At 59.5% G+C, this 12,201-nt stretch carries 9 protein-coding genes; 4 read left to right on the top strand and 5 right to left on the bottom strand.

Features of this window, described 5'->3' with window-relative positions:
* Positions 1–33 precede the first annotated feature (33 nt).
* The 4 genes from rsmA to ABTV22_RS27235 are packed head-to-tail and all read right to left on the bottom strand — an operon-like array spanning position 34 to position 5,930.
* Entirely contained in the window at positions 34–852 is an 819-nt protein-coding gene (gene rsmA / locus ABTV22_RS27250; RefSeq protein WP_433737414.1) for a 16S rRNA (adenine(1518)-N(6)/adenine(1519)-N(6))-dimethyltransferase RsmA, read from the bottom strand.
* Positions 849–1,838, bottom strand: a complete 990-nt coding sequence (gene pdxA / locus ABTV22_RS27245; RefSeq protein WP_433737413.1) for a 4-hydroxythreonine-4-phosphate dehydrogenase PdxA — start codon at positions 1,836–1,838, stop codon at positions 849–851. Before pdxA ends, rsmA begins: the two co-directional genes overlap by 4 nt.
* Positions 1,835–3,151, bottom strand: a complete 1,317-nt coding sequence (surA, locus tag ABTV22_RS27240) for a peptidylprolyl isomerase SurA (protein WP_433737412.1) — start codon at positions 3,149–3,151, stop codon at positions 1,835–1,837. The genes pdxA and surA overlap by 4 nt, the downstream gene beginning before the upstream one ends.
* Positions 3,132–5,930 (bottom strand): LPS-assembly protein LptD, encoded by a 2,799-nt coding sequence (locus ABTV22_RS27235; RefSeq protein WP_433737411.1) that lies wholly within the window; start codon positions 5,928–5,930, stop codon positions 3,132–3,134. Before ABTV22_RS27235 ends, surA begins: the two co-directional genes overlap by 20 nt.
* A gap of 130 nt (positions 5,931–6,060) precedes the next feature.
* Between ABTV22_RS27235 and ABTV22_RS27230 the strand changes: the two genes are divergently transcribed.
* Genes ABTV22_RS27230 through ABTV22_RS27220 form a run of 3 tightly spaced genes read left to right on the top strand, consistent with a single transcriptional unit; the run spans position 6,061 to position 8,526 of the window.
* The gene (locus ABTV22_RS27230; RefSeq protein ID WP_433737410.1) at positions 6,061–7,089 is read left to right on the top strand and encodes an aminoglycoside phosphotransferase family protein; all 1,029 of its coding nucleotides are present in this window, start codon (positions 6,061–6,063) and stop codon (positions 7,087–7,089) included.
* Entirely contained in the window at positions 7,086–7,757 is a 672-nt protein-coding gene (gene murU / locus ABTV22_RS27225) for an N-acetylmuramate alpha-1-phosphate uridylyltransferase MurU (protein ID WP_433737409.1), read from the top strand. Before ABTV22_RS27230 ends, murU begins: the two co-directional genes overlap by 4 nt.
* A 1-nt stretch (position 7,758) precedes the next feature.
* Entirely contained in the window at positions 7,759–8,526 is a 768-nt protein-coding gene (locus ABTV22_RS27220) for a TerB family tellurite resistance protein (protein WP_433737407.1), read from the top strand.
* A 139-nt stretch (positions 8,527–8,665) separates the two neighbouring features.
* Here ABTV22_RS27220 and ABTV22_RS27215 read toward each other — a convergent pair whose 3' ends face one another.
* Entirely contained in the window at positions 8,666–9,667 is a 1,002-nt protein-coding gene (locus tag ABTV22_RS27215; RefSeq protein WP_433737406.1) for an alpha/beta hydrolase family protein, read from the bottom strand.
* 73 nt (positions 9,668–9,740) lie between these two features.
* Between ABTV22_RS27215 and ABTV22_RS27210 the strand changes: the two genes are divergently transcribed.
* On the top strand, positions 9,741–12,131 hold the full coding sequence (locus ABTV22_RS27210) for a PAS domain-containing sensor histidine kinase (RefSeq protein WP_433737405.1): 2,391 nt from the start codon (positions 9,741–9,743) through the stop codon (positions 12,129–12,131).
* Positions 12,132–12,201: the final 70 nt, after the last annotated feature.

The following is a 12,201-nucleotide window of genomic DNA, read 5'->3' as shown; positions in this document are numbered from 1 at the left end:
GCGCTGGTGTCCTACCCGATGACGTCAGGTTCCTCAGGCGTGCGCAGGCTTTTGCTGGGGCTGCTCGCTGAGTTTGTCCGCCAGGCGCACAAAGGCGGCCAGGTCGAGTTGCTCGGGGCGCAAGCTGCCGTCGACACCGGCGGCTTCGATCTCTGCGTTGCTCAAAAGCAATTTGAGGGTATTGCGCAGGGTTTTACGGCGCTGGTTGAATGCTTCGCGAACGACGCGCTCCAGCAGGCGGTGGTCCTTGGCCGGGTGCGGCAGCACGGCGTGAGGCACCAGGCGCACAATGGCCGAATCGACTTTAGGTGGCGGATTGAATGCACCCGGGCCCACGTTGAAGAGGTGCTCAACCCGGCAATGGTACTGGACCATGATCGACAGCCGGCCCCAGTCACCACCACCCGGTCCTGCCGCCAGGCGTTCAACCACTTCCTTTTGCAGCATGAAGTGCATGTCGCGAATCAGATGGGCGTTGTGCAGCAGGTGAAAGATCAGCGGCGTAGAGATGTTGTACGGCAGGTTGCCGACGACGCGCAGGCTGTTGGGTGCGGCGTTGAGGGTCGTGAAGTCGAACTTCAGCGCATCGCCCTGATGCAGGTTGAAGTTGCTCCTATCTGCGAACTGCTGGTTGAGGATCGGGACCAGGTCCTTGTCCAGTTCCACCACGTCGAGTTGGGCGCCGCTATTGAGCAGGCCTTTAGTCAGCGCACCCTGGCCCGGGCCGATTTCCAGCATCCGGTCTTCAGGCTTGGCATGAATGGAGCGCAGGATGCGGTCGATAACGCCGGCATCGTGCAGAAAGTTTTGGCCAAAGCGTTTGCGCGCCTTGTGTTGGTATTGCTCGGTCATAAACGGGTCTCGGCCATCTGGTAGGCGGTTTCCAGTGCGACTTGCAGGCTGCCAGTGTCGATCTTGCCACTGCCGGCCAGATCCAGGGCGGTGCCGTGGTCGACTGATGTGCGGATGATCGGCAAGCCGAGGGTCACGTTGACGGCCGCGCCGAAACCTTTGTATTTCAGCACAGGCAGGCCCTGGTCGTGGTACATCGCCAGCACTGCGTCGCAGTGCTCCAGATATTTGGGGGTAAACAGCGTGTCGGCGGGCAGGGGGCCGCGCAGGTCCATGCCTTCGCCGCGCAGGCGCTCTAATGTGGGTTCGATGATATCGATTTCTTCATGGCCCAGGTGTCCGCCTTCACCGGCATGGGGGTTGAGCCCACACACCAGAATGCGTGGCTGGGCGATGCCGAACTTTTCTTGCAGGTCGGTGTGCAGAATTCGCGTGACCCGTTCCAGCCGCTCCGGCGTGATTGCATCGGCAATTTCGCGCAGGGGCAGGTGGGTCGTGACCAGTGCCACGCGCAGTCCGCGAGTGGCGAGCATCATCACCACTTGTGCGGTATGAGTCAGATCGGCGAGAAATTCCGTGTGTCCGGAGAAGGCGATTCCGGATTCATTGATCACGCCCTTGTGTACGGGGGCTGTGATCATTCCTGCGAAATAACCATCCAGGCAGCCTTGGCCGGCACGGGTCAGGGTTTCCAGAACGAAAGCGGCATTGGCCTTGTCCAGTTGCCCGGCGACGACCCTGGCATTCAGTGGTGTATCCCAGACGTACAGGCTATTGGCTGGCGCGGGAGTGTCCGGCCAACTGTCCGGTGTGACCGGCAGCAAATCGACAGCCACACCCAGTTGCGCGGCCCGCTCAACGAGCAGGTCACGACTGGTAATGGCAATCAGGGGGTGCGGCTGGGCTTGCGAGGCGAGCAGCAGACACAGGTCGGGACCTATGCCGGCTGGTTCGCCGGGTGTCAGCGCGAAACGTTGGGGTTTCACTGTGCTGCCTGGTCGGCGCCAGGGAGTTTGATTTCCACATACGCTTCGTCGCGAATCTGACGCAGCCAGGTTTGCAGCTCTTCATCGTATTTGCGGTTACGCAGTACGGTCATGGCTTGCTGCTCACGGGCTTGTTCGGTGCTGTCGGTGGCGCGGCGGCCAAGGACTTCCAGAACGTGCCAGCCGTATTGAGTCTGGAACGGCTTGGACAGTTTACCCTGTGGGGTCTTGGCCATCACTTCGCGGAACTCCGGTACCAGCACATTCGGGTCGACCCAGTTCAGGTCGCCGCCATTGAGGGCAGAACCCGGGTCTTCCGAGTAGCTTTTCGCCAGTTCGCCGAAGTCCTCGCCCGCTTCGATACGAGCGTAGAGCGATTCAACAAGGGCCTTGGTTTTTGCTTCGTCACGGATCGGGCTTGGTTTGACCAGGATGTGACGTACGTGTACCTCGTCGCGTACCTGAGCTCCACCACCACGCTTGTCGGTGATCTTCAGGATGATGAAGCCCCCCGGCGTACGCATTGGCTGGGTGAAATCACCGACGGCCATGGTGCTGAGCAGGCGGTCGAAAGGTGGTGGCAGTTGAGCGGCTTTACGCCAACCCATATCACCACCTTCCAGAGCGGTTTCGCTTGCGGATTTGGCGATTGCCAATTGACCGAAGTCGGCGCCTTGCTTGAGCTGCTGGTAAACCGCGTCAGCCTGTTTGGCCGCATTCTGAATCGCGTCTGAGTTAGCGCTTTCCGGCGTAGGAATCAGGATGTTGGCCAGGCGGAACTCTTCGGACAGCTGCATTTTGCCAAGGTCGGAAGCGAGGAAGTTTTTCACTTCCTGTTCGGAGACCTGGATGCGCTCGGCCACCCGACGCTGGCGTACGCGGCTGATGACCATCTCGCGACGGATCTGGTCGCGTGCGTCGTCATAAGACAGGCCGTCGCGCGTCAGGGCTGCGCGGAATTGCTCAACCGACATGTTATTGCGCTGGGCGATGGTGCCCACAGCCTGGTTCAGTTCTTCATCGGTGATGCGGATGCCGGAACGTTCGCCGATCTGCAGTTGCAGGTTCTCGACGATCAGGCGCTCAAGCACCTGTTGCTCCAGTACGCTGGCCGGCGGCACGGCAGAGCCGCGCTTGGCGATGGTTTGCTGAACCTCATGAACGCGTTGGTCCAGTTGGCTCTGCATGACCACGTCGTTGTCGACGATGGCCACCACTTTGTCGATGGACTGTACCGCGGCGTTGGCCGCGGTACCCAGGAACAGCGCGCCCAGCAGCAGCGGGCGCAGACAATCAGAAAGCTTGGTCTTCACGTTCACGATAACCTTGAATGCCTTTGTCGAGGAAGCTCTCTACCTTGGCGCCGGTGAGGCCGCCGAGTCCCTTCAGAACAATTTGGAGGAAGACGCCATGGTCGCCTTTTTCGTTTTGCGGTGCTTCCTGGCTGAATTCGTCATAGGAAACCCAGTAACGGTTGATCAGACGCAGTTTCCAGCAGCAGTTGTCGTACTCGAAGCCACCGAAGGCTTCCAGCGTACGGTTGCGGTTGTAGTCGTATTGCCAGCGGCTGATAGCGTTCCATTGCGGCACGACAGGCCAGATCACCGAGAAGTCGTGCTGTTCGATCTTGTAGTAGTCCTTCACGAAGCCAGGCTGACCCGGTACGCCGTAGTCACCACCACCCACTTGCCATTTACCGGTGTTCTGGTCGTAACGGACCTGGTCATTGCGATAGCGATAGCCGGCGTTGATGACCTTGTTCGGGTTGTCCTCAGGCTGGTAGTGGAACATCGCGCTGCCGGAGCGAGGGCTGCGGCTGTCCGGGTCCCAGTTGTAATCGGCGGTCGTGCGCCAATCGCGGTTCCAGCGATATTCGTATTCGAGCGCGTAAGGAGAAACGTCCGACTTGGCGTCGTCACGATCTTCGAAGTTGATACCCGGCAGCTGAACTTTACGGTCCTTGAAGTAGTAGGCCTGGCCGACGCTAACGCGTTGACGCTCAAAGCCATTGTCTTCGATCCAGCGGCTGGTCACGCCCAGCGACAGCTTGTTCTCGTCGCCGACACGGTCGGAGCCGGAGAAGCGGTTGTCGCGGAACAACGACGAGTAGCTGAAGGTGTATTCGCTGGTGTCGAACACTGGAATGTCTTCCTGGTCCTTCTCGGGTACATAGAGATAGAACAGGCGAGGTTCGAGTGTCTGACGATAGTTTTTGCCGAACCATTGTGTGTTGCGGTCGAAATACAGGCCGCTGTCGATGCTGGCGATGGGTACGCCACGGTTTTGGTTGCTGTCGAAGGTGCCGTTGAGCTTGTCCTGCTCGGCAGTCTGCGCGGCAATCTGGCTTTTACCGATGCTGTCCAGATCCAGTTGGTATTGCGTGTACTGGTACTTGAGTTTTGGCGTCAGGAACCCATAGCTGGCCGCCATTGGATAGCTGACCGCAGGCGCAAGGTTGAGGCGATCGCCATTGGCGCGAGCCAAGCCCTGAATATTCGTGTCGAGACGCGGTGAGACGTTACCGTCTTCATCGGTAAAGGTGCCATTTTGCAGGTCGCGGTCGAATCGCACGAGTTCAGTGTCATAGGTGAAATTCAGACCACCTGGATGATCCGGTAGCGCACCGTTGAGAGTGATCTGCGGCAAACGGTCATAGGGCGTGATGTTCGACACGGTCGCCAGTTGATAGGCCTGGGCGTTGATCCGAGCAACATAGCTGTCACCGCGATAGCTGACAGAGCCTTGCTGGTTCACGTAGTCGGAGCTTTTCACACCGATCTGATCGGTCTGCAGGTCCTGGAAGTAGTAAGGGTCGCTGATCTTGGTGTAGTCGACCTGCGTGAAGACGCGGGAGTCGAGGCCACCCTTGTGCTGCCAGTTGTACATGTAGCGGTTTTTGTCGTAGTCGCTCTGCAACTTGCGATCGGTGTTCTCGTCGTTGAGGTACGCGGCGCCGAACTGACCTTCGCTGGATTTGGTCAGGTAGCGGAATTCACCTTCCATCAACAGGCCGCGATCACTCATGTAGCGCGGGTACAACGTGGCATCGTAGTTCGGTGCCAGGTTGAAGTAGTACGGTGTAACGAGCAGGAAGCCGGTATCGCTGCCGGTGCCGATGGTCGGCGGCAGGAAGCCGGACTGACGACGGTCATCGATCGGGAAATAGATGTATGGCGTGTAAAGGACCGGAATGTCCTTGACCCGCAGGGTCACGTTGGTCGCGGTGCCGAAGCCGGTGGCCGGGTTCAAGGTGATGTTGTTGCCCTTGAGCTGCCAGGCGTTGCTATTCGGCTCGCACGTGGTGTACGTACCATCCTTGAGGCGGATGATCGCGTTCTCGGCTCGTTTGGCGTACAGCGCGTTACCGCGGATACGGGATTTGTGCATCACGTATTCAGCGTTATCGACCTTGGCCTCGCCGGTGTCGAGTTGCACGTCGGCGTGATCGCCCACGATCAGCGCACCGTTGTCGCGAATGCGTACGTCGCCATTCAGTTCGGCGCGACTCTCAGCCTGGTACAGGCTTGCCTCGTCGGATTCCACCTGCATGCTGCCTTGGCGCAAAACGACGTCACCGGCCAACTTGCCGACCTGATCTTCGGAGTTATAGCGAGAGGCTTTCGCGCCGATAAAGGTAGGCGCGTCACTTTTGTTCGTCTTGTCATTCATGCCAGGACGAGTCGGTTCGATATAGGAACCAGAGCAATAAGGACCGGTTTCGGCCAGTTGTGCTGCTGTGAGTTTTTCGCGGGGAACCCAGTCGAGATGACTGTAGTCTTCGCTACGCGACTTCAGCCCGCGACCTTTCGCTTCGGTAACGAGGGCAGCCTTGGTGCCGGTTTCTTCACGGGTGCCATCCTGCGCCGCAGCCTCACCGGTGGCGCTGACTGCGCTACCTTCATGGACAGGGCGTGGAGGCAAGGCTGCCGCCGGTTGTTTAGGCGCACAGTTCCAGGCACCCGAAGCAGAGACTGAGCAGTCATACTGTTCCGCGGCGACCACGAAGGAAGTGGCAAGAGGTTGCAAGGCCAGCAGACTGCCGGTTACCAACAACGGAAATTTTTTACGAAACGCGGGGGATTTCAATGCCATCTTATTAGTCCGGGCTTCCTGCGTGCCATCTGCCCGCGGTGTGGGCCGCACGCCTCTCGATGGTCTGAAAAAGATGCTGGATAATAAAGCATGACCCGCTTGACGGCTAGCGCCGTCGGAGACCCTTGCAATGCCTGACCAAGATGTACGTTTGCAACACCTGAAAGTTTGGCTCGATGAACAATTGACGATTCTTTTTGCGGAACAGGGCTGGGGGAGTGTACCCCCGGCCACGTTGACCGCGGCCAGTAGTGACGCGAGTTTCCGGCGTTATTTCCGTTGGGAGGGCGCCGGCAAAAGTTTCATCGTGATGGATGCGCCGCCGCCCCAGGAAAACTGCAAACCCTTCGTGGATATCGCCTTTTTATTGGCGAAATCCGGAATAAATGTGCCGAAAATTTATGCCGAAGATCTCGAACGCGGCTTTCTTTTGCTCAATGACCTGGGCAATAAGACGTATCTGGACGTGATCGACAGCGAAAACGCCGACGATTTGTTCAACGATGCGCTGCAAGCGCTGCTGGCTTTCCAGCAGTTGCCGATGGTTGCGCCGCTGCCCAGTTATGACGTGGCGCTACTGCGTCGCGAGCTGGAATTGTTCCCGGAGTGGTACGTCAAGCGTGAGCTGGGCATCGAATTCGATGCGGCACAGCAAGTGCTCTGGCAACAGGTCAGCGATCTGTTGATCGACAGCGCTCTGGCCCAGCCAAAAGTCCTGGTACACCGCGACTACATGCCGCGCAACCTGATGCTCAGCGAACCGAATCCCGGTGTGTTGGATTTCCAGGACGCCGTTTACGGTCCGGTCACCTACGACGTGACCTGCCTGTTCAAGGACGCCTTTCTCAGTTGGCCGGAAGAGCGCGTGCGCGGCTGGCTGGAAAGCTATTGGCAGCAGGCGGCTGCGATGAATATTCCGGTGCAGCCGGATTTCGAAGACTTCCTGCGTGCCAGCGACTTGATGGGCGTGCAGCGTCATCTGAAGGTGATCGGGATTTTTGCCCGCATCTGCCACCGTGACGGCAAACCGCGCTACCTGAGCGATGTGCCGCGTTTCTTCGCCTATATAGAAGCAGTGATTGCCCGCCGGCCGGAGCTGGCTGAGCTGGCTGAGCTGGATGTGTTGCTGACCAGCTTGCGTGCCGGGGTGAAGGCATGAAGGCGATGATCCTGGCGGCAGGCAAAGGCGAGCGCATGCGCCCATTGACCCTGACCACGCCAAAACCTCTGGTTCGCGCAGGCGGGGTGCCGCTGATCGAGTACCACCTGCGTGCGTTGGCCGCTGCCGGCTTTACCGAGATCGTGATCAATCATGCGTGGCTCGGCCAGCAGATCGAAGACTATCTGGGCGATGGATCGCGCTATGGCGTAACGATCCAGTATTCGCCGGAAGGTGAGCCCCTGGAAACCGGCGGCGGGATTTTCCGTGCGCTGCCGTTACTGGGCGATGAAGCCTTTGTCGTGGTCAATGGCGATATCTGGACCGATTACGACTTCAGTGTGCTGCATCAACCTATTGTTGGTCTTGCTCATCTGGTGCTGGCCAACAATCCGGCTCATCACCCGGCCGGGGATTTCCAGCTGATCGACGGGGGCGTCCATGATGGTCAATCGGGCTCAGCGACCCTGACCTACAGCGGGATCGCAGTGCTACATCCACAACTCTTCGACGGTTGCTCAGCCGGGGCATTCAAACTGGCACCGCTGTTGCGTGCCGCGATGGCAAAAGGGCTGGTGTCTGGCGAGCGCCTGAACGGCCATTGGGTCGATGTCGGCACCCACGAGCGCCTGGCCGAAGTTGAAACTCTGATCGAAGCGAGACGCTGAGATGCTATGGCCAGGGACTCTGATCGGAGCCGGAGCGGGCTTTGCCATTGCCAGCATTCCGGGGGCCATGCTTGGAGCCTTGTTGGGGCAAGCGCTGGATCGACGCCTGCATTTGCAGAGTTGGGCGCATCTGCGTGAAAAACTTGGCGGTCGTCCGGTGCTGCGTAACGATGAATTGTTGTTCGTGTTGCTGGGGCGGCTGGCCAAGTGCGATGGGCGGGTAGTGGACGGTCACATTCAGCAGGCACGACAGGAAATGCGTTCGCTGGAATTGAACGAGTTTGCTCAGCGTCGGGCGATTGCCGCGTTCAATCGCGGCAAATCAGGCAATGACCGGTTGCGCGGTTACCTGCGTCGGCTCAGCGCTCAACCCCATGCGGCCGAAGGGGTGCTGCGAGCCTGTTGGCGGATGGTTTGGGCAGACGGCCGGGCGGGCACCAGTGAGCGCGAACTGATCACGCAATGGGGCAAATGGCTGGGCTGGACGCCGCATCAGGTACAAGCGTTGGCGACGGACTATGAACCGAACAAACGTCCACAGGTCAGCAATGCCGTGACCTATCAGGACGCATTGCGACTGCTGGGAGTGTCCGCCACCACTGAGCCGGCGCAGATCAAGCGCGCCTATCGGCGTCTGCTCAGTCGTCATCATCCGGACAAGGTTGCTGGCAGCGGGGCGACGGCCTCGCAGGTGCGCGAGGCAACCGAGAAGACGCGGGAATTGCATAACGCTTATTCGTTGATTCGTCAGCGGCGGGATTTTCGTTAGAAGTCGATGGTGTGTCGTCTCTGAAGTCGCCATCGCGGGCAAGCCTTGCTCCTACAGGATTTGCGTCGTAAGCAACAATTGCGCTCGACGCAAATCCTGTAGGAGCAAGGCTTGCCCGCGATGAGGGCGACTCGGTCTATCAGTCCGTTATATTCTGCGGATTCAACCAGCCCCGCACCCGGCGAACCAACTGCTCCTGTTGCGCCCTGGTATCACCTGGCAACGCTTTGAGTGACACCTGGCTGAATGCCGAAGTCTTCAAGCGTTTGCTGGCTTGCAGTCGGGCCAGCGCCGCGTTGCGATCCTGTGGCTTGTCCATATAGAAAAAGTCTGCGGTGGGCAGTTTCAGGGTCGGGGCCAGTTCGTCCAGTTCAGGTTTTGCCTGGGGAGGAGTTAGCGCGGCCACCATGACCAACCGTTCGACTTGCGACGTCTGCTTCTCGCTCAGATAGCGCGCGGCCCAGTAGGCGCCGGTGCCATGACCCAATACGACAATGCTGCGAGCGCTTTGCTGTTCGGCGAATGCGATGGCGGCGTCGATGCGGGCGAAGATTCGTTCGGCGTCGGCCTTGGACTGTTCTTCGCTGGTGTCGACGATGGGCTTGTCAGTCACCTCGGCTTCACCGCCGGCTACCTGTTCAATGGGGGCCGCGGTGGTCGAGTCCTTGCTGCCGGTATCCGGTGCCTTGGGCGTTGACGGTACCTCTACAGCTCGTGGCGCAATGATATCGCTTTGCAGGTCCGGCAAGGTGATACTCAGGCTGCTCCATTGCGCATTTGGCAAATTGCTTCGTAACGGGCTGATTGCTTGCGGCCAGTCAACGGTTTCACCGGCGCCCGGGATGATAATCACCGCACCTTTGGGGTCGGCGGTATTGGCAGGTTTCCACAAGGCCAGGAACGTATCGCTGCCGGCTTGCAGTTGCTGTTGCTCCTGGGCAGGGATTTTTCGTTCCAGTGCTGCTGCTTCTTCCTGACTACGCTCAGGCAGCGGCTGACGCTCAGCGGGTTTTACTTCGGCGGACGTTTGCGTGGCATCAGGGGCGGCGGGTGCCGGATCGGCCGCCTCGACGGAAAAAGCACATGGCAGAATCAGCGACAGGCACAATGCTGGCAGTGCCAGGCGGTAGACAGGGGGCATCGGATATTCCAGGCCAGAATGTATTCCGGCAGCCTAATGGGTTGATCAGTTTTTGTCAGGGTGTGAGAGTTCGATGATGCGTTTTCGCTGCCTGTGGGTTATCGGCTGCTTGTGGTTTCCCTTGATGGTCTGGGCGGCTGTGCCCCCGGCGCAAATGGCCGTCTTGTCGCCCAAACAACAGCAATGGTTGGCACAGCAGGACGAATTGCGGGTGGGGGTGGTATTGCAAGCACCCTACGCACAGTACGATCGCCGCCTGCAGCGTCTGTCCGGGGTCAATGTCGAGCTGATGAAATGGTTGGCCAGATCGCTGAAGGTCGAGCTGAGCTGGCGCAACTTTCCGGACCTCGAACAATTGGAGGCTGCGGCCCGCGCGGGAGAAATCGATATTGCCCCGGGGCTGACCCAAACCCCCGGTGGCCTGCGATTTTGGCAGTTTTCCGATCCGTACATGCGAGTGCCGCAACTGGTGGTCAGCGACCAGAAAAGCACCGGTGTGGTGGAGCTGGAAAAACTCGACAGCCAGACCCGCGTCGCCGTGCGCATGCCCAGTGCCACCGCCGATTACCTGCGGGGCAACTATCCGCACCTGAACCTGCAAGGCGTTCCGGTCGAGCGGCAGGCGCTGCAATTGCTGTTGAGCCAGCAAGCCTCTTTCGCCGTGATTGATGAAGCGCAGTTGGGGCGCCTGTCCATCGAGCCGGAATTCGCCGGGCTGGTGGTGGTGGGGGACATCGGCTTGCCGCAATTGCTGCGGGTGGCTACCCGACGCGATAAGCCGGAATTGGCCGGTATTATCGAAAGCGCTTTGCGGGCGATCCCGGCCAAGGAGCTGGAAGCACTGCACAACCAATGGCTGCAGCCCAAGTATCCCCGGCTCACCGAGTCGCCCGGTTTCTGGCAAAACCTCTGCCTGCTGTTATTGGTGCTGGCGCTGAGCAGCATGGCCATTGTGTTCTGGCAGCGCCGCCAGCAGCGCAGCCTCGAGTTGCGACTGGTCGCGGCACAAGAAGACATTGCCTTGCGCGCCGCCAGTGAAGAAGCCCTGCGGCTCACCCAGTTTTCCATCGATCAGAGCACCGTCGGCATCCTGTGGGTCAACTGGGACAGCCACGTGCGCTATGCCAACCGAGCGGCCGAAGCCATGCTGGGGTATCCGTCGGGCGGGACCATCGACCGGCCTTTGATCGATTTCGAACCCGGCTTGCACATGGATCGTTGGTTGAACCTGTGGAAAAGTGCCAGGGCCAGCGATGAGTCGCCTCAAAGTTTCGAAACCCATTGTGTGCGAGCCGACGGCAGCATCCTGCCAGCGGATGTTTCGCTGAGTTTCCTGCGCTTTCGCGAAGGCGAGTACCTGGTGGTGTATCTGACCGACGTGACTGAGCGCCGTCGCGCCCTGGCCGCATTGCGCGAAAGCGAAGCACGATTGCAGGGGATCGCGGCGAACGTTCCCGGTCTGGTTTTTCGGCTGGAGCGGGCGCCAGTGACAGGCCAGATCGATTTTGCCTACATCAGCGAAGGCAGCGAGACTCTGGTGGGTTATTCACCGGCGACCCTGGCCCATCGTGACAAAGGCTTGCGCAGCCTGGTGCATCCGGACGACAAGGCCAGTTATCACCAGACCCAGGACCATGCGCTGGATACCGATAGCGATTGGTCCTGGCAAGGACGAATTCTCACGCGTCAGGGTGAGCAGCGCTGGGCGGAAATCAAGGCGATTACCCGGCAACTGGAGGACGGTGCGTACGTCTGGGATGGCATTGTCTGGGACATCAGCGAAAGCAAGCGCATTGAACTGGAACTGGCCAGCTCGCGAGAGCAGCTACGGGAGTTGTCCGCGCATCTGGAGAGCGTGCGCGAAGAGGAGAAGGCGCGAATTGCCCGGGAGGTTCACGACGAACTGGGGCAGATGTTGACCGTGCTCAAACTGGAAACGTCCATGTGTGAGCTAGCCTACGCACAGCTGGACCCTGGGCTGCACGAGCGCTTGAACAGCATGAAGCGCTTGATTGCCCAGCTGTTTCAGCTGGTGCGTGACGTGGCGACGGCGTTGCGGCCACCGATTCTCGATGCGGGCATCGCCTCGGCCATCGAATGGCAGGCTCGTCGCTTCGAGGCGCGTACGCATATCCCGTGTCTGGTGCAGGTGCCGGATAATTTACCGGTGCTCAGCGATGCGAAGGCGATCGGCCTGTTTCGAATACTTCAGGAGGCACTGACCAATGTCATGCGTCATGCCCAGGCGCATACTGTTGAACTGACGCTGGCCCTCGAAGGCGGCGAGTTGTGTCTGACTGTCAGCGATGATGGCGTAGGATTTGTCGCGACGAATGAAAGGCCGACATCCTTTGGGTTGGTCGGCATGCGCGAGCGGGTGTTGATCATGGGCGGGCAGTTGTCACTTGAGAGTGAACCGGGTGAGGGCACGACGCTGATCGTGCGAGTACCTCTGGATCGGTAAAAGATCGCAGCTTTCGGCAGCTCCTACAGGTGAAACGCGATCCAATGTAGCAGCTGCCAAAGGCTGCGAT

This window comes from Pseudomonas putida, assembly GCF_050990305.1.
Classification (GTDB): Bacteria; Pseudomonadota; Gammaproteobacteria; order Pseudomonadales; family Pseudomonadaceae; genus Aquipseudomonas; species Aquipseudomonas putida_AH.
This window is presented reverse-complemented; position numbering and strand designations above follow the sequence as displayed.